General features: G+C 65.4%; 17 protein-coding genes. 8 read left to right on the top strand and 9 right to left on the bottom strand.

The genetic code is table 11. The features are described 5' to 3' along the window. Nucleotides 1-30: 30 nt before the first annotated feature. From A9513_RS10850 to A9513_RS10830, 5 genes are all read left to right on the top strand, one after another. A complete protein-coding gene (locus A9513_RS10850) occupies nucleotides 31-828 on the top strand; it encodes a MetQ/NlpA family ABC transporter substrate-binding protein (RefSeq protein ID WP_037015040.1) in 798 nt (265 codons plus the stop codon). Between the two features lie 135 nt (nucleotides 829-963). Then, nucleotides 964-2,025 (top strand): methionine ABC transporter ATP-binding protein, encoded by a 1,062-nt coding sequence (locus A9513_RS10845; protein WP_024765494.1) that lies wholly within the window; start codon nucleotides 964-966, stop codon nucleotides 2,023-2,025. Further along, the gene (locus A9513_RS10840; protein ID WP_176707233.1) at nucleotides 1,988-2,662 is read left to right on the top strand and encodes a methionine ABC transporter permease; all 675 of its coding nucleotides are present in this window, start codon (nucleotides 1,988-1,990) and stop codon (nucleotides 2,660-2,662) included. The genes A9513_RS10845 and A9513_RS10840 overlap by 38 nt, the downstream gene beginning before the upstream one ends. Before the next feature lie 135 nt (nucleotides 2,663-2,797). After that, a complete protein-coding gene (locus A9513_RS10835; protein WP_024765496.1) occupies nucleotides 2,798-3,307 on the top strand; it encodes a hypothetical protein in 510 nt (169 codons plus the stop codon). A gap of 38 nt (nucleotides 3,308-3,345) precedes the next feature. Beyond that, nucleotides 3,346-3,699 (top strand): VOC family protein, encoded by a 354-nt coding sequence (locus A9513_RS10830; protein WP_065084738.1) that lies wholly within the window; start codon nucleotides 3,346-3,348, stop codon nucleotides 3,697-3,699. 80 nt (nucleotides 3,700-3,779) lie between these two features. On the opposite strand, the gene A9513_RS10825 is transcribed toward A9513_RS10830, so the two are convergent. Both A9513_RS10825 and A9513_RS10820 read right to left on the bottom strand, forming a co-directional pair. Then, nucleotides 3,780-4,601 (bottom strand): alpha/beta fold hydrolase, encoded by an 822-nt coding sequence (locus A9513_RS10825; RefSeq protein WP_024765498.1) that lies wholly within the window; start codon nucleotides 4,599-4,601, stop codon nucleotides 3,780-3,782. A 139-nt stretch (nucleotides 4,602-4,740) separates the two neighbouring features. Then, nucleotides 4,741-5,640 carry a LysR family transcriptional regulator gene (locus tag A9513_RS10820; protein WP_024765499.1) on the bottom strand — a complete coding sequence of 300 codons (900 nt, stop codon included), beginning with the start codon at nucleotides 5,638-5,640 and terminating at the stop codon, nucleotides 4,741-4,743. Nucleotides 5,641-5,755: 115 nt separating this feature from the next. On the opposite strand from A9513_RS10820, the gene A9513_RS10815 reads away from it, so the two are divergent. Together A9513_RS10815 and A9513_RS10810 are read left to right on the top strand one after the other, a co-directional pair. Further along, a complete protein-coding gene (locus tag A9513_RS10815; protein ID WP_024765500.1) occupies nucleotides 5,756-6,748 on the top strand; it encodes an aldo/keto reductase in 993 nt (330 codons plus the stop codon). A 67-nt stretch (nucleotides 6,749-6,815) separates the two neighbouring features. Next, nucleotides 6,816-7,283: a thermonuclease family protein gene (locus A9513_RS10810; protein ID WP_024765501.1), complete on the top strand. Its 468-nt coding sequence runs from the start codon at nucleotides 6,816-6,818 to the stop codon at nucleotides 7,281-7,283. Nucleotides 7,284-7,285: 2 nt separating this feature from the next. On the opposite strand, the gene A9513_RS10805 is transcribed toward A9513_RS10810, so the two are convergent. From A9513_RS10805 to A9513_RS10785, 5 genes are all read right to left on the bottom strand, one after another. Further along, a complete protein-coding gene (locus tag A9513_RS10805; RefSeq protein ID WP_255302840.1) occupies nucleotides 7,286-8,086 on the bottom strand; it encodes an ABC transporter substrate-binding protein in 801 nt (266 codons plus the stop codon). A 100-nt stretch (nucleotides 8,087-8,186) separates the two neighbouring features. Continuing rightward, a complete protein-coding gene (gene mgtA, locus A9513_RS10800; RefSeq protein ID WP_065084736.1) occupies nucleotides 8,187-10,904 on the bottom strand; it encodes a magnesium-translocating P-type ATPase in 2,718 nt (905 codons plus the stop codon). A gap of 125 nt (nucleotides 10,905-11,029) precedes the next feature. Beyond that, nucleotides 11,030-14,695: a translocation/assembly module TamB domain-containing protein gene (locus A9513_RS10795; protein WP_065084791.1), complete on the bottom strand. Its 3,666-nt coding sequence runs from the start codon at nucleotides 14,693-14,695 to the stop codon at nucleotides 11,030-11,032. Between the two features lie 14 nt (nucleotides 14,696-14,709). Then, nucleotides 14,710-16,398: an autotransporter assembly complex family protein gene (locus A9513_RS10790; protein ID WP_141678380.1), complete on the bottom strand. Its 1,689-nt coding sequence runs from the start codon at nucleotides 16,396-16,398 to the stop codon at nucleotides 14,710-14,712. 119 nt (nucleotides 16,399-16,517) lie between these two features. Next, entirely contained in the window at nucleotides 16,518-17,165 is a 648-nt protein-coding gene (locus A9513_RS10785) for an N-acetyltransferase (protein WP_065084734.1), read from the bottom strand. Between the two features lie 129 nt (nucleotides 17,166-17,294). On the opposite strand from A9513_RS10785, the gene xthA reads away from it, so the two are divergent. After that, nucleotides 17,295-18,107: an exodeoxyribonuclease III gene (gene xthA / locus A9513_RS10780; protein ID WP_054907912.1), complete on the top strand. Its 813-nt coding sequence runs from the start codon at nucleotides 17,295-17,297 to the stop codon at nucleotides 18,105-18,107. A gap of 61 nt (nucleotides 18,108-18,168) precedes the next feature. Here the strand turns inward: xthA and A9513_RS10775 are convergent, their stop codons facing one another. After that, nucleotides 18,169-19,320 (bottom strand): hypothetical protein, encoded by a 1,152-nt coding sequence (locus tag A9513_RS10775; protein WP_141678377.1) that lies wholly within the window; start codon nucleotides 19,318-19,320, stop codon nucleotides 18,169-18,171. A gap of 389 nt (nucleotides 19,321-19,709) precedes the next feature. Then, nucleotides 19,710-20,333 carry a response regulator transcription factor gene (locus A9513_RS10770; protein WP_065084732.1) on the bottom strand — a complete coding sequence of 208 codons (624 nt, stop codon included), beginning with the start codon at nucleotides 20,331-20,333 and terminating at the stop codon, nucleotides 19,710-19,712. Nucleotides 20,334-20,538: the final 205 nt, after the last annotated feature.

Genomic DNA, 20,538 nt, shown 5'->3' with positions numbered 1-20,538 from the left:
AGGCTCTAAACCCCATAAGGATTCGTTGCCATGCATGCACGCTTCAAGCTCACCCTCGGCCTCTCGCTGAGCCTCCTCGCCGCCGGCCTCGCCCAGGCCGCCGATACCCTGCGCCTGGGCACCACCGCCGCCTTCGCCCCTCCGCTGGAGGTGGCGGTGAAGGAAGCCGCCGCACAAGGCCTGAAGGTCGAGCTGGTGGAATTCACCGACTGGAATGCGCCGAACATCACCCTCGACCACGGCGACATCGATGCCAACTACTTCCAGCACACGCCCTTCCTGGAAAACGCCAACCGCGAAGGCGGGCTGCACCTGAAGGCCTTCGCACCGGGGATCATCAACAACGTCGGCCTGTATTCGACCAAATACAAGGCCATCGCCGACCTGCCCGAGGGCGCCAAGGTCGCCATCGCCAACGACCCCATCAATGGCGGCCGCGGCCTGCAGCTGCTGCAGAAGGCCGGGCTGCTCAAGCTCAAGGATGGAGTGGGCTACAAGGCGACGCTGGACGACATCGTCGCCAACCCCAGGCACATTCAGATCATCGAACTGGAAGCCGTGCAGCTGGTGCGCGCGCTGGATGACGTCGACCTGGCCCAGGGCTACCCGCACTATATCCGCCTGGCCGGCACCATCGATCCGAACAGCGCGCTGCTGTTCGACGGTATCGAGAACAAGGAGTACGTCATCCAGTTCGTCACCCGCGATGACTACAAGGACCCGGACGGCAAGCTGAAGAAATTCGTCGACCTCTACCAGCATTCACCGCAGGTGCGCGCCGCGCTGGACAAGGCCCATGGCTCGCTCTACCAACCCGGCTGGCAGTGAGAGCGCCGACGTTCATCGGTAAGGGTAAATGTCTTCTTCTGCGAAGCCGAGGCGGAGCTTTTTCCCTATCCCCAGCCCTCTCCCTGAAGGGAGAGGGCAACCAGCCTTCTCCGAACTCCAGAACAGGCCCCCACCATGGTCAGCTTCAACCGTAACCTCGAACTCGCCACCCAGCACATCGCCCTGCGCGGCCTGGGCAAGACCTACGCCGGCCACCACGGCCCGGTGGAGGCACTGAGCGATATCGAACTCTCCGTCCGCCGTGGCGAAGTGTTCGGCATCATCGGCCGCAGCGGCGCCGGCAAGAGCTCGCTGATCCGCACCCTCAACCGCCTGGAGCAACCCAGCGTCGGCCAGGTGCTGATCGACGGCGAGGACATCGGCGCCTTCGACGCCCAGCAACTGGTCGGCCTGCGCCGCCGCGTCGGCATGATCTTCCAGCACTTCAACCTGATGTCGGCCAAGACGGTCGCGCAGAACATCGCCCTGCCCCTGCGCGTGGCCGGCGTGCCCAAGGCGCGCATCGCCGAGCGGGTGGACGAACTGTTACAGCTCGTAGGGCTGCAGGACAAGCGCCACGCCTACCCGGCGCAACTCTCTGGCGGGCAGAAGCAGCGCGTCGGCATTGCCCGCGCGCTGGTGCACCAGCCGGAAATCCTGCTCTGCGACGAGGCCACTTCGGCGCTGGACCCGGAGAGCACCCAGGCCATCCTCGCCCTGCTGCGCGACATCAACCGCCGCCTCGGCCTGACCATCGTGCTGATCACCCACGAGATGGCGGTGATCCGGGAAATCTGCGACCGCGTGGTGGTGCTCGAACGGGGCCGCATCGTTGAGCAAGGCGACGTCTGGGAGGTCTTCGGCAACCCGCAGCACGAAGTCAGCCGCACCCTGCTCGGCTCGCTGCAGCAGCACCTGCCGCCGGACCTGCTGGCGCGGCTGGAAAATCCGTCGGACGACGAGGTCATCCTCGACCTGCACTACACCGGTGTACGCGAGCAGGAGCCCGACCTGCTGGCCATTGCCCAGGCACTGGGCAGCCGCATCAGTCTGCTGCACGGCGGCATCGAACGTATCCAGGGCCGCGCCCTTGGTCGCCTGCTGCTGAGCGTCGCCGCGCCCGCAACCAGCGCTGCGCAACTGCTCGAACGCGCCCGCGATGTTGCCGATCGCCTGGAGGTGCTCACCCATGCCTGACCGCCTGCTGCAAGGCCTGCTCGACACCCTGCTGATGATCGGCGCATCCTCGGCCATCGTCCTGCTGGTGGGCATTCCGCTGGCCCTGGTGCTGGTCACCACCGGCCCCGGTGGGATCTTCCAGGCGCGCCTGGTCAACCAGAGCCTGGGCAGCGTGGTCAATGTGCTGCGCTCGATCCCGTTCCTGATCCTGATGGTCGCGCTGATCCCCTTCACCCGTCTGATCGTCAGCACCAGCTACGGCGTCTGGGCCGCGGTCGTGCCGCTGACCATCGCCGCCACGCCGTTCTTTGCGCGTATCGCCGAAGTCAGCCTGCGCGAGGTCGACCACGGCTTGATCGAGGCCGCGCAGGCGATGGGCTGCCAACCCCGGCACATCATCTGGAACGTGCTGCTGCCCGAGGCACGGCCAGGCATCGTCGCCGGCTTCACCATCACCCTGGTGACCATGATCAACTCCTCGGCCATGGCGGGCGCCATCGGTGCTGGCGGCCTCGGCGACCTGGCCTACCGCTACGGCTACCAGCGCTTCGATACACAGGTGATGCTCACCGTGATCATCCTGCTGGTGGCGTTGGTGACCCTGATCCAGTTCGGCGGCGACCGCCTGGCGCGCTGGCTGAACAAGCGGCTGTGACGTTCGTCGGCTGAATCCGCCACGGCCCCGCTCCGACGCGGGTTGCGTCTAACCTGACAACACACCCGCCCCTCCGTGCCCCGGCACAGCTCGTGGATGCGTGGCGTCCCTGTGCTCACTGCGGAGGCGTTCGTCATGGCCAACCCCCTTTCCACCCTGGGTATCGTGCATACCGCCATCAGCCTGGTGCCCCTGGTCGCGGGCATCTGGGCGTTCTATCAGGCGGGGCGCATCGACCCGCGCAGCCGCGTCGGCCAGTGCTACGTCTACGGCATGATCCTCGGCGTGCTGACCGCTTTCGGCCTGTCCAGCACCGGCGGTTTCAATGCCGGGCACGCCATCGGCATCCTCTGCCTGGTCGCCATCACGGTCGGCAGCTACGCGCAACGGATCGGCGCGCTGGGCGGGCTCGGCGAGTACCTGGCAACCGGGGCGATGAGCTTCAGCTTCTTCCTGATGATGATCCCGACGCTCAACGAATCGCTGTCGCGCCTGCCGCCGTCGAACCCCATCGGCCAGGGTCCGGATTCGCCACCGGTGCAAACAGCGGTGACTATCGCGCTGCTGGTCTTCGTCGTCGGTGTGCTCTACCAGTTCTACCGCATCCATCGTCGGCGGATGCCGCCGGCACGCCCGGCACACTGAGGGTCTATGCTGGCGGTTGTCCTTATCGGAGCTCCGCCATGACCGTCCGCCGCATCGTCGCCAACCTCGCCGCCGGCCAGCCTGCCGAAGTCGCGCGTTTCTATCGCGAACTGTTCGACCTAGAGATCGTGATGGACCACGGCTGGCTGATCACGCTCGCCAGCGGCGAAAGCGCACTCGCGCAGTTGAGCCTGGCCAGCGAAGGGGGCTCCGGCGCGCCGGTGCCAGGCCTGTCCATCGAGGTGGACAATCTCGATGAGGTGTATCAGCGTGCCCAGGCCGCCGGCCACGAGATTGTCTATGCGTTGACCCTCGAGCCCTGGGGCGTGCGGCGGTTCTTCGTGCGCGATCCCCAGGGGACGCTGGTGAACGCACTCCAGCATGTTCATTAAGAAGTGGGTGTGCGAGCAGGCTCGCTCCTACAACTGCCTGTGCGCTACTCCTGCAGGAGCGAGCTTGCTCGCGAATGGCTTCAGCGATTGAGAAAGCCCAACAGATCCGCGTTCACCTGGTCGGCCATGGTGGTGCACATGCCGTGCGACCCGCCCTTGTACACCTTCAGCTCACCTTTCTGCACCAGCTCGACAGAGCGCTGGCCGGCGGCGCCAATGGGCACGATCTGATCGTCATCGCCGTGGAGGATCAGCGCCGGCACGTCGATCTTCTTCAGGTCCTCGGTGTAATCCACTTCGGAGAACTCACGGACGCACAGGTACAAGCCCAGGTGCCCGCCCATCATGCCCTGCAGCCAGAAGTTGTCGATGACTCCCTGGGAAACCTTCACACCCGGCCGGTTGTAGCCGTAGAAAGGTAGCGCCAGGTCCTTGAAGAACTGCGAGCGGTCTTCCTTCACGCCCTTGCGGATGCCGTCGAACACGTCGATCGGCAAACCACCGGGGTTGGCGGCGGTCTTGAGCATCAGCGGCGGCACCGCACCGATCAGCACGGCGCCGGAAAGCCGCTTGGTGCCATGCCGGCCGATGTAGTGCGCCACCTCGCCGCCACCGGTGGAGTGGCCCACCAATGTGGCGCCCTTGAGGTCAAGTGCCTCGATCACCGCCGCCAGGTCGTCGGCGTAGGTATCCATGTCATTGCCATTGGCCGGCTGACCCGAGCGTCCATGGCCGCGCCGGTCATGGGCGATGACACGGTAGCCCTTCTGCACCAGGAACAGCATCTGCGCGTCCCAGGCGTCAGCATTGAGCGGCCAGCCATGGGAGAACACCACTGGCTGCCCGCTGCCCCAATCCTTGTAGAAGATCTCGGTGCCATCTTTCGCTTTCACGATGCTCATTTGGGTCGTTTCCTTCAGGGAGTAGTTGAAAAGAAACGCCGCAACTTCAGCGACTGCAAACCGCTCTACGGCGGCCTTGAGCATAGTCAGCACAGTGACGGCGGCAGGTTTCGCCGGCAGCTTTCCGACGAGCGACGGCTCAGCCGATGCCCGCCTCGAACAAACCGCCGAGCCAGTCGGAAAACACCCGCAGGCGCCGCGACATCTGCCGGCGCACTGGATACAGCACGCTGACCGGCAACGGTGGCGGCTGCCAGGCGCGCAGTACTTCGAGCAGCTCACCGCTGGCCAGCCCCTCGCGCAAGTGGTAGCGCGGCGCCTGGATCATCCCGAAACCGGCACGGCAGGCGGCGATGTAGGCATCGGCGTTGTTCACCGTGATCCGGCTGGGCAACCGCTGGGTACGCAGTTGGCCGTCGAAGCGGAACTCCAGGTCGAAGATGCGCCCGCTGGAAGCCGACTGATAGTTCACCGCCAAGTGCCCTTCGAGCCGCTGCGGATGCTCGGGCAGCCCGAACTCCTGCGCGTAGGCGCGCCCCACACAGGTGAGTTGCTCGAGCTCGGCGATACGCCGGCCGACCAGGCTGGAATCCGGCAATTCTCCGGCGCGCAGCACGCAGTCCACCCCCTCGCGAACCAGGTCCACCTGGCGGTCGTTCAGGCTCAGCTCCAGCTCGATCTGCGGGTAGCGCCGGCAGAACTCCGGCAGCGCCGGGATCACCACCAGCCGCCCCAGCGAGCTGGGCAGGTCGATGCGCAGCTTGCCGCGCGGGTTGTCGGGGGAGTCGGAGAAGCAGTTCTCCGCTTCCTCCAGATCCTCCAGCAGGCGCACGCAGCGCTCGTAGTAAGCCTGCCCGTCGGCGGTGACACTCACCTGCCGGGTGGTGCGGCGCAGCAGTTGCACGCCCAGGTGCGTCTCCAATTGCTGGATCAGCTGGGTCACGCTGGCGCGCGGCAGCTGGAGGCTGTCCGCCGCCTTGCCGAAGGCCCTGAGTTCGACGATGCGGGTGTAGACCTGCATGGCCTGCAAGCGGTCCATAACACGCTCCGATTATTCATCCATACCGAATAGTTAAACCGTAATCCGCTGGTTTATCCATGCCAGACAAACAACAAGAATGGTCCTGCCCCTTTCCTCACCTGGAGAATCCCACATGAAAACCCGTCGCCTGGGCCCGCAAGGCCCCATCGTCTCCGCCATCGGCCTCGGTTGCATGGGCATGTCCGACTTCTACACCACCGGCAGCGATGAAGCCGAATCCATCGCCACCCTGCACCGCGCGCTGGAACTGGGCGTCACGCTGCTCGACACTGCCGACATCTATGGCCCGCACACCAACGAGGAACTGCTCGGCCGCGCCCTGAAGGGCAAGCGCGAACAGGTCTTCCTTGCCACCAAGTTCGGCATCGTGCGCACCCCGGACCAGCCGCAGGTACGCGGCGCCAACGGCAGCCCGGAGTACATCCGCCAGGCCGTGGAAGGCAGCCTGCAGCGCCTGGGCACCGACCACATCGATCTCTACTACCAGCACCGCGTCGACCCGAAGGTACCCATCGAGGAAACCGTCGGTGCCATGGCCGAGTTGGTGAAGGCCGGCAAGGTGCGCTTCCTCGGCCTCAGCGAAGCCTCGGCAGAAACCCTGGAGCGCGCGCACCGGGTCCACCCGATCACCGCGCTGCAGAGCGAGTACTCATTGTGGACCCGCGACCCGGAGGAGAACGGCGTGCTGGCCGCCTGTGCACGCCTGGGAGTCGGCTTCGTGCCCTACAGCCCGCTGGGCCGGGGCTTCCTCACCGGTGCGTTGAAGAGCCCCGATGACTTCGCCGAGGATGACTATCGCCGCTCCAGCCCACGCTTCACCGGCGAGAATTTCGCGAAGAACCTGCAACTGGTGGACAAGGTCGCCGAGCTGGCCGCCGCTCGGGGCGTGAAACCCTCGCAACTGGCGCTGGCCTGGGTGCTGGCCCAGGGCGAGCACCTCGTGCCCATCCCCGGCACCAAGCAGCGCAAGTACCTGGAGGAGAACGTCGCCGCCGTGAACCTGGCGCTGACCCAGGCTGAACTGCTCGAACTGGACGCGATCTTCCCGGCCGGCGCCGCCGCCGGCGGGCGCTACAGCGAACAGGTGATGGCGCTGATCCAGTAAAAGCTCTGCAGCGGCGCTCCGGTGGACGCTCGCAGCGGTTATGCTGACGGGGTCCACCGGAGGCTCCATGCGATTCGTTCCCGCCGCACTGCTCGTACTATCCTTCCTTCCCCTCGCCGCCCACGCGGATGAGGAATGCCAGGTGACGGCCGTCTTCAGCGGCGACCAGTTGACCTGCCAGCGCGCGGACGGTGGCGACACCACCATCCACCTGCGCGGCGTGACCGCTCCGGAACTGGAGCAGCCCTTCGGCCAACGTTCCCGCGCAGCCCTGGTGCAGCTTGCCCTGGGCAAGAGCGCCACCCTCAAGCACGCCGAACCGCTGGCCGACGGCAGCCTGCGCGCGGCGGTGTGGGTCACTCCGGCGGAGTGCCCGAACTGCGGCCACACCCTGGATATCGGCCGCGCCCAGTTGAGCATCGGCCTCGCACGCTGGCGGCAGAGCGACGCGCAGACGCCCGAGGAAGTCGGCCAGTACCAGTTCGAGGAACACGAAGCCAAGGCGCGCCGAATCAACCTCTGGCGCAAGCCCTGAAGTCAATTGCTGACATAGTGCTGCAGGATGCGCCGATCCTCGCCCTCTTCCACCAGGGTCTTGAGCATCTGCGCATAGCGACGGACGAAACCCTCGTCCTGGGTGCGCTTGCTGAACGCGACCTCCGCCGACTCCGCTGACACCACCACGCCCGTAGGTTCGATGCGCCGCGCCAGGCCCAGTTGCTGAAGCTCGTACTGGCCGCTGTGCTCGTCGGCGATGATGCCGTCGATGCGCCCCTTGTCGACCATATGCCAGAGGTTGCTGCGGTTTGGGTTGAAGAACACCCGCGCGGCGTAGTCCGGATCGGCCATCAGTTGGCGGAAGGGTTCGCCGTAGGACACATCGATCTGTGCGCCGAGACGGAAGTCGCTGCCGGCCAGATCGGACAGCTGCTGCAGGCTGTCGCGCTGGGGCAAACCGCGTCGGACAAAGAGGATGTTGCGCGAGGGCGGCAACAGTGCACCGGAGAACCAGGCATAGACCTCGCGCTCGGGCTTGCGGAAGGCGCCGGGCAACACGTCGAGGCGGCCCAGCTCCAGCTCCTTCAACGCCCGCGCCCAGGGCAGCTTGACCATGCGCACCTGGCAACCCAGGCGCTCCAGCACGGCACGGTTCAGTTCGACGTAGAGACCTCCGATGCGGCCGTCGGGCAACTGCATGCTGAACGGCGGGTCGTCATCCCAGCGCAGTGACTTTTCGCAGGCAGCCAGCGGCACGCTGGCCAGCACCAGGCCCAGCAGGACCAGGCGCTTGAAGCGCACAGGCAGGAGCAACGGCAGGCGAACGGCTCGCGATGGCAATATCTCGACTCACAGCGGGAGAAGACGGACGCCGCAGTGTATTGAACCCCATGCCCGCGTGACCAGCGGTGATCGGGTTCGGACGTTCGTCCCGTTTCTCTCACTGCCAGCCGTAGCGCCGCGCGAACCAGCCCTTCACCGCCTGGGTCAGCGCCATGTAGCCCAGCAGGATGGCCACCAGCCAAGGCCAGTAACCCAGCGGCAACGCCTCCATGCGGAAGGAGTGCGCCAGCGGTCCCATGGGCAGGAAGATCGCCACCGCGACGATCACCAGGGTCATGCCCAGCAGCGGCCAGGCGGCGCGGCTTTGCAGGAAGGGAATGCGCCGGGTGCGGATCATGTGCACCACCAGCAGTTGCGAGATCAGCCCCTCGACGAACCAGCCGGACTGGAACAGCGTCTGGTGCACGGGTGAGCTCGCACCGAACACATGCCAGAGCACGAGGAAGGTGGCGATGTCGAAGATCGAACTGATCGGCCCGAAGAACACCATGAAACGCCCCAGCCCGTCCGGGTTCCATTGCTGCGGTTTGCGCAGCAGCTCGTCGTCGACATGGTCGAAGGGAATGGCAACCTGCGACAGGTCGTAGAGCAGGTTCTGCACCAGCAGCTGCAGCGGCAGCATCGGCAGGAACGGAATGAAGGCACTGGCCACCAGCACGCTGAACACGTTGCCGAAGTTGGAGCTGGCGGTCATGCGGATGTACTTGAGCATGTTGGCGAAGGTGCGGCGACCTTCGATGACGCCCTCCTCCAGGACCATCAGGCTCTTTTCCAGGAGGATCAGGTCGGCGGCTTCCTTGGCGATGTCCACCGCCGAATCCACCGAGATGCCGATGTCCGCCGTGCGCAGCGCCGGAGCGTCGTTGATGCCGTCGCCGAGGAAGCCGACCACATGGCCGCGCTCGCGCAGCACGCGCACCAGGCGCTCCTTGTGACTGGGGGTGAGCTTGGCGAACAGCGTGGTGCGCTCGGCCAGTTCGCCCAGCGCGGTATCGTCCAGTTCGTCCAGCTGCGGGCCGAGCAGCACACCCTCGACCACCAGGCCCACATCACGGCAGACCTTGAGGCTTACCCGCTCGTTGTCGCCGGTCAGCACCTTCACGGCCACGCCGTTCTGTGCCAGCGCGCGCAGCGCCGGGGCGGTGGTTTCCTTGGGCGGATCGAGGAAGGCGATGTAGCCGGCCAGGCACAGCCGGCTCTCGTCCGCCACGCCGTAGGTATCGCGGGTCGGCGGCAACTCGCGAGTGGCGACGGCGACCACCCGCAAGCCTTCCTGGTTGAGCTCGTCGGCCACCGCGCGAATGCTGTCCAGGCGGGCACCGGTCAGCGGCTCGATACCCTCGGCGGTCTCCACCGATTCGCACACCGCCAGCACTTCTTCCAGCGCGCCCTTGCAGATCAGCAGGTGGTTGTCCTCGCGTTCACTGACCACCACCGACATGCGCCGGCGGGCGAAGTCGAAGGGAATCTCGTCGAGCTTGCGGAAGCGGCTGTCCACCTTGAGCGCATGGCGCAGCTCGACGTGTTCGAGCACGGCGACGTCCAGCAGGTTCTTCAGGCCGGTCTGGTAGTGGCTGTTGAGGAAGGCCAGTTGCAGCACGCGGTCCTGCACCTGGCCGAAGGCGTCGGTGTGGCGTTCGAGGACGATGCGGTCCTGGGTCAGGGTACCGGTCTTGTCGGTGCAGAGGATGTCCATCGCGCCGAAGTTCTGGATGGCGTCCAGACGCTTGACGATCACCTTGCGCCTGCTGAGCACCACCGCGCCCTTGGCCAGGGTCGAGGTGACGATCATCGGAAGCATTTCCGGGGTCAGGCCGACGGCGATGGACAGCGCGAACAGCGCGGCCTCCAGCCAGTCACCCTTGGTGAAGCCATTGATCAGCAGGACCACCGGCGCCATCACCAGCATGAAGCGGATCAGCAGCCAACTGACGCGGTTCACCCCGGTCTGGAACGCGGTCGGCGTCGGATCGCTGGCGATCACTCGCTCGGCAAGGGAGCCGAAGTAAGTGCGCGTGCCGGTGCCGATCACCACCGCCAGGGCGGAGCCGCTGACCACCGTGGTGCCCATGAAGCACAGGCTGTCGCGCTCCAGCGGATTGCCCTGGCGGGCATCGCGCAGCTGGGCGAACTTCTCGACCGGCAGGGATTCGCCGGTCAGTGCAGCCTGGCCGACGAAGAGGTCCTTGGCGCTCAGCAGGCGCACGTCCGCCGGCACCATGTCGCCGGCCGACAGCCACAGCACATCGCCGGGCACCAGTTGACGGATCGGCACCTCCACGCGCAGCGCGGGGCCATCGTCCTCGGCGCTGCGGAATACCGTGGCGGTGTTGCTGACCATCGCCTTGAGCTTTTCGGCGGCCCGGTTGGAGCGCTTCTCCTGGATGAAACGCAGCAACGTGGAAATAGCCACCATGCTGCCGATCACCACGGCGGCCTCGACGTCCTCGGTAAGCCAGGAGATGGTCGCCAGCACGGTGAGCAGCAGGTTGAAGGGATTGCAGTAGCAGTACCACAGGTGCATCCAGGCGCCGATCGGCCGGTCCTGGTCGACCTCGTTCAGCCCGTCGCGCTGGCGGCGTTCCTCTGCCTCGGTTTCGCTGAGGCCCTCGCGCCGGCTTTCCAGGCGCTCCAGCACAGAGGCGGACTCCAGCGCTGACCATTCCAGCAGGCTCGCGGTCAGCGCATTGGACGCCTGGCGCCCGACGGCGGCCCCCCGCAGCAGGTCGCGCGCGGCCAGCCGGCGCAATTGACGGGCCGGGAAGCCCTTGTTGATGAATTCGAGCAGGTGGGTCCTGATGAGGTCCAGGCGCATGATGACTCTCCCCTTGTGCGCCACGTCGTCCGGCGGCGGGGGAAGTCTGTGCCGGCTACCTTAAGGGGCCATGAAGGCTGGCGGGGCCAGGGCGGAAGAGTCGGCAGCAACGCTGCCGACTGCACTCAGAAGTCGCGCTTGTAGAAGATATCCAGCGAACTGGCCAGGCCGCTAGCGGCCTCCAGGTAGACCTTTTTGCTCAGCAGGTAGCGCAGCGCGATGGTGTTGGCCGGCTCGAACACGCCCACGCCATAACGCAGGCTGAGACGGTCGGAGAGCTGGCCGCTGGCGACCACGCTGGTGCTGTTGCCGGTGCCCTCGGTGTCCAGCTGGAAGTCCTGGATACCCAGCCTCTGCGCCACCTCGCCGGTCAATGGCGCACTGCCCGCCAGACCGAGCGCCAGGGCCGCCTCGCCCAGCATGTTGCTGTCCTCGCCGCTGGACATCGGCCGGCCCAGCACCAGGTAGGACAGCGCCTGCTGCTGACTCATGGCGGGCTCGGAGAACACCTCGCTGCGCGGCTGCTCGGCATTGCCGGTCAGGCGCAGGCCGGCCACCACGTCGTCGACCTTGCGGATCGCCTCGACGTCGAGGAAAGGCTGGTCGATGGGCCCGGCGAACAGCAGCCGCGCGCGGCGGATGGTCAGCTTCTGACCGTAGGCGCGGTAGCGGCCGTTGTTCAGGCGCAGCTCGCCGCGGGTGTCCATGTTGTCGCCAATGTGCACCTGGCCGGCCAGTTCGGCATTCAGGCCGAAGCCGCTGAAGGTCAGCTTGTCGCTGCCGACCTTGACGTCGATGTCCATGTTCAGCGCCAGGGCGCTCCTGGGTTCCTGCTTCGCGCCGACGATCACGGTGTCGTCGGAGACCTTGACCGTGGACGGCGGCAACTGGCGAATGGTGATGGCGCCGCGCGGCACCTGCACCGAACCGGAAACCGCGAGCTTCTCACCCGCCATCTGCACGCTGAGGTCCGGTTCGACCTCCAGGTTGGCGTAAGGCTCCACGGTGACCGGCAAACGATTGCCGCGCAGCTTCACGTCGACATCCAGGCCATTGGCCCAGGCGATGCGTCCGGACAGGCTGCCGTTGCCGTTCTCTCCCGCCTTCCAGTCGCCACTCAGGTCGACCTGCTCGCCGGCGATCCGCGCGGTGACCTGCAACTGCTCGAAGCGCGTCGGCAGATCGCCGCCGGAGATTTCGCCGTCACTCAGGCGCAGTTCGCCATCCACCCGGGGCGCCAGCAGGCCGCCGGAAATCTGCCCGCTGCCATTGAGATGGCCTTTCAGGGTTTCCACCATGGGCGCGAACGGCCGGGCCAGAGAGATATCCAGGCCATTGAGGCTGAAGGTGCCGTTGACCGGCTTGTTCTTCGGGCGCGGATCGAGCTGGACCTGGGCCTGCAGGCTGCCGAGCTTGTCGCCCTGGAACTGCAGGTTGGTGTCGATGCGCCGTGGCGTCAGGCGACTTTCCAGCTGCAGGCGCTGGTAGGGGAAGTCGACCCATTCCTCCTGCTCCTTGATGCGCAGGGTGCCGTCATTGGCATTGATCAGGATCGAACCGTTCGGCCCGCTGCCAGGCAGGTCGAGCTGCACGTCGCCGTCGAGCTTGCCCTTCCAGGCAAAGTCTTCCGGCAGCCAGCGCGCCAGGCTGTCCAGCGGGAACTCGCGCAGGTGCATGCGCAGGCGCGGGTCGGGCATCAGGCGCTGGTCTTCCATGCACAGGCTGGCCGGGCCGGAGGCCCAGCAATGGGCGCCAAGGTTGATGCGCCCGTCCGCCAGACGCTCCAGGCGCGCCGGCTGCTGCAGGCGCCAGTCCTGTCCGCCGCTCTGTATGTCGCCTTTCGCGAGGCGCCCGCGCCAGTCCTTGCCGTTCCAGTTGCCGTCCAGGCCGAGGTCGAGCACCACCGGTTTGCCTTGCAGGTTCAGGGCAAGCTGCTGGCGCTTGAGATCGCCGCTGCCGTCCAGCTTGAGCACGCCGAAATCCGTATCGCCGCTGCGCAGGCCCTGGGCCGTCAGGTTGACCCGGCCGCGCTGGGCGGCATCCAGGGAGGCGGTCAGGTCCAGCGTGCGCAGGCCCTGGTCGGCGTAGGCGACGCGCTGGCCGTCGAGCTTGAGCTGCCCCTGCGGCGCCTTCAGCGTGCCGGCAAGATCGAGCTGGCCGCTGACCTTGCCGAACAATTGCGGCCACAACTGGCCCAGGCGATTCAGCGCGATATCCAGGCGGCCGGACAACCGCTGGTCCAGCGCAGCCTGCCCGCTGATGCGGTTGTCGCCCAGTTGCAGCGTCAGTCCATCGACCTTCCACGCCTGACCAGCCGCCACGGCATTTGCCTTGAAAATGGCTGGCTGGCCGCGCAGGCGCCCCTGCAGGTCGAGGTTGGCATCAAGGTTCAACGCCTCGCCCTTGAGCGAGCCCTTGCTGCGCAGCGGCCCGCCAAGGCGGCCCGGCATCTCCTCCAGCCAGTAGGCCGGGTCGAGGTCGGACAGGCCGAGGGCCGCATCCCAGGTCACCGCGTCGGCGAAGCCGACCTTCAGGTGTCCTTCGGCCTTGCCCTGCCCCGCCACCAGTTTCAGCGACGGCAGGAAGACTTCCGAGAGGTTGCCCGACACCGGGCTGGCCAGGGTGAAATCGCCGGCAGGCCCCTTGAAGGCGCCATCGAAGTTGCCCAGGTAGGCACCCTCGCTGTAGCTCACTTCGGCTTTGAAGGTATGCACGCTCACCGGCGGCTCGTCGATGGCCGGATACAGGCGGCGCCAGGGGAAGTCGAGCCAGTCGAGCTGAGCGTTGGCAGCGAAGGCATCCTTCCAGTCGAGCCGGCCGGTCAGCGCCACGCGCTGGTCCTTGGCGGCACTCAGGTCCAGCGCGGCGATATCCGCGCCCTGGGCGTCGACACGGCCGCGCAGCGTCAGTACCACCGGGCTTTGCTCGGCGGGCAACACGGCAGCGCCGGCCAGTTGGTAGCCATCCTTGAGATTGCCGCTGGCGTTCAGGCGCAATTGATTCAGCGTCAGGGTATCGGGCAGCGAGGCATCCGCCTTGAAGCCGTCGGCAATCACCAGTGCGGTGGCCGGCAGGTTCTCCGCCAGCGGTTGCAGGTCACCTTCCAGGGTGCCGTTCAGATAGCCACTGCTCTGCGCCTGCAACTTCAGGTGGCCCATCAGCTCGCCACTGGCCTGCAGTCGCAGGGTCCAGGGTTTCTCGCCCGGCGCCGGCAGGCCGAGAGTGCCCTCGGCCTCCAGCGGCCAGCCCTGCGTGGGTTTCAGCAAGCCCTTGAGCGACAGATTCAGGCCTTCGCGGACGAGCTTTATCGAGTCGATATGCAGGCCTTCACGGTCCCAGTGCGCCGCCAGTTCGGCGTCGCGCAGCTGTTCCTGGCCATCCAGCAGGAAGCGACCAATACGGATGTCACCCAGCTCCAGCGACAGCGGCAGGCTCAGGTCGGGCAACTCGATTGGGCCGTAGGACTCGCTCGGCTCGCTTGGCGGCAGGGTCAGCAGCACTTCGTTGGCCACCACCTTGTGCAGGCACAGGGTCATGCGCAGCAGGCAGGCGGGCGACCAGTCGATCTGCGGCTGATCGAGCACCAGATGCGTTGCACCATCGCTCCACTCCAGGCGCTTGGCGCTGAAACCGCCGGCGAGGCGACCGTCGAATCCTTCCACGTTCAGGCCCGGCACCCAGCTCAACACTGCACGGCTGCCGGCTGGAGTGCCGAGCAAGGCAGCCACGGCGATAACCAGCAGCAGAATCAGCCCGAGCAGGCCGCCCAGGCTCCAGCGCAGTGCGCGCATCCAGCCCACGCGACTCACAACTCAGGCCCCATGGAGAAGTGCAGGCGGATGCCGCCGTCCTCATCCAGGCCATCGGCGAGGTCCAGGCGCAGCGGGCCGACCGGGGAAATCCAGCGGATGCCGATCCCGACGCCAGTCTTGATCGAGGGGAAGTCCAGCGAGTTGAAGGAGTTGCCCTGGTCGACGAAGGCGGCGATGCGCCAGCGCTCGGCGATGGGATACTGGTATTCGACGCTGCCGGCGACCATGTAGCGGCCGCCAATGCGGTCGCCATCGGAATTCTTCGGCGACAGCGTCTGGTAGTCGTAGCCACGCACGCTCTGGTCGCCGCCGGCGAAAAAGCGCAGCGACGGCGGGATCGCGCTGTAGTCATTGGTGGCGATGCCGCCGACCTGGATGCGTCCAAGCAAGCGCTGCCCTCCCCAGAAACTGGTCACGCCCTTGGCCATGGCGTTGATGTGCGCCACATCGGCGTCCGCCAGCAGACCTTCCTTGGCGCCCTTCACTTCGAACTGCAGGCGGTAGCCCTTGCCAGGGTCGATCTTGTTGTCGGCTTCGAGGATCGAGTAGCCGATCCCCGGCATCAGGAAGCTGCTCAGGCCCGAATCATCACCCAGCTTGTATTCCTCGCGCTGCCAGTTCAGCGAGACGACTCGCTGCCAGCCGCTGTCGAGCTTGTGGTGCCACTCGCCACCGAGCGTGAGCAGCTTGCTCTCGGTGTCCACCAGGTCTTCGTACTGGTAGCCGCTGGTGAAGCGCAGCTTGTCGGTGAGCGGCGGGTCCAGCGGGATCTCGTACCAGGCGCCGACGTTCTGCCGGGGCGCGGAAACTTCCGCCTCGAAGCCCAGGCTGTGGCCCTGCGGGTTGACCCAGTGACGGGTCCAGGTCGCCCGTGCGCGCGGCCCCACGTCCGTCGAGAAGCCGAGGCCAAGCCCCATGGTGCGCGGCTTGCGCGCTTCCAGGTGAACGTGCACCGGCACCACCTCGCCATCGGCATTGGTCGGTGCAGCGTCGACCCGCACGCCATCGAAACAGCCGCTGGATTGCAGAGCCTGGTTGAGATCGGCGATCTGCTCGGAATCGTAGTCGCTGCCTTCCTTGAACGGCACCATGCGCTGCAGCAGGTCCTCGTCGAAGGGGAAATCGCCGGCGAAGTCGACCTTGCCCAGCCGGTAGCGCGGCCCGCTGGCGTAGACCAGCTCGATATCCGCCACACCCGCCTCGGGGTCGATGCGCAACTGCTGCTGGGTGAACTGCCCGCGGAAGAAACCGAAGCGCGAAGCCTGGTTCTGGATCAGCCGCTTGGCGTCCTCATAGGCGCCGTGGTTGAGTTGCGCGCCAGGCTTCAGGGAATCCCCGCCGGGAACGCGGAAGCTCTTGAGCTTGGCGGCCGGCCCGTCAACTCGCACCGTCACATTACGCAGGTGCACGGGCTCGCCTGGCCGCACATTGATCCGCAGCGTGGGCACCTTGTCATCGGTCACCCGGCCACGGATCCGCGCCTGGTAGTAACCCAAAGCCTGGGCGGCCTTCTGCGCCTGCTCCACGGCATTGCGCCGGAATCTTTGCAGGGCCGCCTGATCACGCTCGCCAAGGCTGCCCACATAGGCCTCGATATTGGCCTTGAGCGCAGCGTTGGCGGGGGTGACACGAACGTCGAGATGGGCTTCGACCGCCAGCGCCCTCTGCAAGCAGAAGGCCATTACCAGCAGCAGCCCAAGCAATCCTTGGACAACTCTCATGGCGCGAAATGCTAGCACGGGTTTTCCCCGCGATGCCTCACCCTAGAGCGTAGGAAACGTCTGAGCGACTGACCGCCGGCCTATCCCGCAGCTGCCTTTGCCGCCTCGCGCCCGGCATTCGGATGGAACAGGACATGCTCGCGGATCGGTCCCAGGGCAACTTCACCGAGTTCCTCGTAGCCATGACGCCTATAGAACTCCAGGTACCGTGCGTTGCCCGTATCCAGCACCAGCCCTTGCGAGCCGCCATCCTCGGCGCACCAGTTATGCAGCGCGTCGAGAAGCTGTTCGCCCAGGTGCTTGCCCTGGAACTCCGGGTGCACGCCAATCAGCGGCAGGATGTGGTATGGCCCCGGCGGCAGGCAGCCAATCACGGCGGCGTGGTAGTCCAGATAGCGCCGGGTGCAGCCCAGGCCGGTGGTCAGCAGCATGCGCATGCGCCAGAACCAGCTTTCAGTGACATCCAGCCGGCGCTGCGGCGGAACGATCAGCGCGACGCCCACCAAGCGGTCCTCGAGCAGCAGCCCGATGGATGGCAACTCCTCGAGGAAGTGCTGGTTGACCAGTTCACGGATGGTGGCTCGCACGCGCTGGTCGAATCCAGGGCGATCGGACTCGAACAGATAGGCAAAAGTGGGTTCGTGACGATAGGCGTGGTACAGCAGCGAGCGGACTTCACGGCTGTAGCTGCCGTCCAGCAGACGGACTTCGGCGCGGGTATCAGGCATGCGGACGCCTCTTCTTGTGAGTTCTTCTTATGGTTATGAGTCCAGCCACAAAACCCTAGCAGCGCCTCGCCGGGGTCGCCAGGGTCCGTCCACCTGGGCTAGCATCGTGCTTTTGCCAGGGCGCCCAGGATGAAAATCGTCTCTTTCAATATCAACGGTTTGCGCGCACGTCCCCACCAGCTCCAGGCGATCATCGAACGCCACCAGCCGGACGTGATCGGCCTGCAGGAAACCAAGGTCGCCGACGAGCAGTTCCCCCGCGAGGAAATCGAAGCCCTCGGCTACCACGTGCACTACCACGGGCAGAAAGGCCACTACGGCGTCGCCCTGCTCTCCCGTCAGGAGCCGCTGGAACTGCAGCGCGGCTTCCCCAACGACGGCGAGGAATCCCAGCGCCGCTTCATCTGGGGCACCTTCAAGGACGCCCAGGGTCAGTTGATCACCGTGATGAACGGCTACTTCCCGCAGGGCGAGAGCCGTGATCATCCGGTGAAGTTCCCGGCCAAGCAGCGCTTCTACGCCGACCTCCAGGACCTGCTGGAAACCCGCTTCCAGCCCGACCAGCAACTGATCGTGATGGGCGATATCAACATCTCGCCGGAAGACTGCGACATCGGTATCGGCGAAGAGAATCGCAAGCGCTGGCTGAAGACCGGCAAGTGCAGCTTCCTGCCGGAAGAGCGCGAATGGTTGGCACGCCTCAAGGGCTGGGGTCTGGTGGACAGTTTCCGCCTGCAGAACCCGAGCGTGGATGACCGCTTCAGTTGGTTCGACTACCGCAGTCGCGGCTTCGAGGACACCCCCAAGCGCGGCCTGCGCATTGACGTCATCCTCGCCTCCGAGGCCCTGCGCGGGCGCATTGCCGATACCGGTGTGGACTACGACATCCGCGGTATGGAAAAGCCGTCCGACCATGCGCCGATCTGGCTGCAGCTGAAGTGACACCCTGAGTGAAAAGCCCGGCAAGGGCCGGGCTATTTCATTCTCAGGCTCGGCTTCGGGCTCAGGCCTCTTCCGTGCCGGTTCCCACAGTCTTGCTGATAGCGCTGTAGGTGGTGTTGAAGCGTACGGTTTCGTTGAATCCCTTGACGATGGCGCCAAAGCGCTCCTTGGCATCGAGCAGTTGCTTGAAACGATCGGACAGCTCCGCGCCCTGACGTTGCAGCCCCACCTCTCGATCATCCAGTTCCTGCACCCGTGCGCGTAGCTGATTCAACTGGCGGTCAATGCTTTGCTGCTCCTGGCTCAGGATCTCGGCACGTTTCGTCGTCGCGCGGTCGCGGCTGTCGACTGTTTCAGCAAGGGCCTGCAGCGCGCTGCTGCGCTCTGCGAGCACGGCAGCATTGTGCTCGGCAATACGTTCGATGCCGTGCTTCTCTTCCTGCAACCGTTGTTCCTGCTGGCTCAGGCGTTCCTCACGCTCGGCCAGCTGACGCTCACGCTCAAGCGCCGCCAGGCGACGCTCCTCGAGCGCCTCGCGCATTTTCACGATCTCCAGCTTCTGCTGCGACAAGCCATGGGCCATTCCCGCCAGGGAATCGAGCGTGGACTGCACGTCGTGCAGTACGCCGTCGGTTTCAAGGGAGGACGACTGACGTACAGTCACAGCCGACTCCACGGGCGCCTGGGCATTTGCGACTCCGGAGCTGACGGATTGGGCTTGGGCATTCATGGTGGAGGATTCCTCGTTGGAAAAGTGAAAGGCCGGCTCGCCGGCAGGCGAGAGGATTGCTGCGTCAGCTACATTGCATTCGGCGTCATGCGCATATGCCGGCAGTTGGAGCGAATCGAGCAGAGTCGTGACGGCTTCAGCTTCATTGATCGCCGGACAGGCAGATGCTGCGTCGCTGATCATTGCCAACGGCTCGATGGAGTCGGAGCAACTGGGCTCCACAGGGCCCAGCCCCGAGCAGGCCGAGGCGAGATCGTCGAGATCCCGCTCCAGGTTTTCGAAAGCCTTCACGGAATGGAGATCGGCCGGTTCCCCAACTCCAGTCACGGCGTTCACTTGGATTGGGATATATCCCACCGACACGGAAGGACGAACCATGCCTTCAGTGGTCGCAGGCAGAGGAGACAGGAGCCCGGGCAGATCCTCCTCGATATCTGGGGAAAGAAATGCGGTTTCCTGAACGGACGGCTGAGTGGCGGTCATGGCTGACAAGCCCTCTTCTTGATGTCCTTCGTACCGCTTCGCATCTGAAGTCATGAAACGTCCTACCCTGAAGGGTGGTCAGCCCCACCGTCCCGACAGAACGCTCGACAATGCGAACGAGCCCTGGAATCTGATGGTGATTGCGCTTCGAAAGCAGAGGCAATCAGGCCGACTGGATGAGCCGATGGGCTGCCCCGCTCTACCTTGATAGTTTGAGACCGGGACAGGTTGCGGGGAGGATTCTCACAGCCCTATGTCGTCATGAATGTCAGTAATTTCCTGCATGGGCGAAGGAAAACTATGTAAGACCACCCGAATCATTCGACGCCTCGCAAGACAATCAACCCACTGGGCTCCAGGATCCGGCTGATAGCTCGAGCGCCCCGCCATTAGAGCAGCCCAATCTGTTCGCTGATGCTGAACAGCTCATCGAGAGTCGTGGCGGACAGTTTCCGCATCAGTTGCCTCCTGTGCTGGCCGATGCTTGCTCCCGACAATGCCAGGACATCGGCCAGCGCCCCGACCGAGCGTCCCCTGCGTAACCCATAGAGAACGGCCACCAAATGGGTGGGAAGTGCTAGTGCGGACTCCAGTCGGGGATCACGGTCCAACGGCAGACGCGCGTGCTCGGGAAATACCTTTCCGCCCGCGAGAACGGCGTCGACGGCCCGACCGATCAGGGTCGGACGGTCGTCCATCAGCAGAAACCCCGACACGCCGATGCGAATCGCCCGTTGAATGTTCAGTGGCGATCCCAGGCTGGAGCAGACCAGCACCGGGGTAGTGGCCTTGAGTCGGCCATCCCGTCGAAGCATGGTGACCAGTTCCATGCCATGGATGTCGGGCAGCTCCAGGGTCACCACCAGGAGATCACAGCTGCTGGTATCCAGGCCACTCAAGGCTTGGCGTGCAAACTTGAAATGCACGTCACACTGATGACCGTGGTCCAGCAGAAACCGGCGAAGCGCGACGAAGTCACGTCGCAATGGTTCGATGAGAACTACGCGGGCCATGTTCCTCCTTGCAGCAAAGGCCCCACGGGCCGGGTGCGACATGGCGCATCGACAGAAATCGCCGCCGCAGTCGTTCCCGCAGAATGTCATTGAATGGCTGCCGCAACGGTATTCATGGCAATCAAATGAACGTAAACGGACCAATCCGGGTCTCGGCAACGCCCATACGACAGCGCACCCGCTGTGACAGCAGCTCGGCCAGCAG

Origin of the sequence: Pseudomonas sp. AU12215, from assembly GCF_001675465.2 — a bacterium.
GTDB classification, from domain to species: Bacteria; Pseudomonadota; Gammaproteobacteria; order Pseudomonadales; family Pseudomonadaceae; genus Pseudomonas; species Pseudomonas nitroreducens.
The sequence above is the reverse complement of the archived record's forward strand: the minus strand, read 5'-3'. Positions and strand labels throughout refer to the sequence as shown.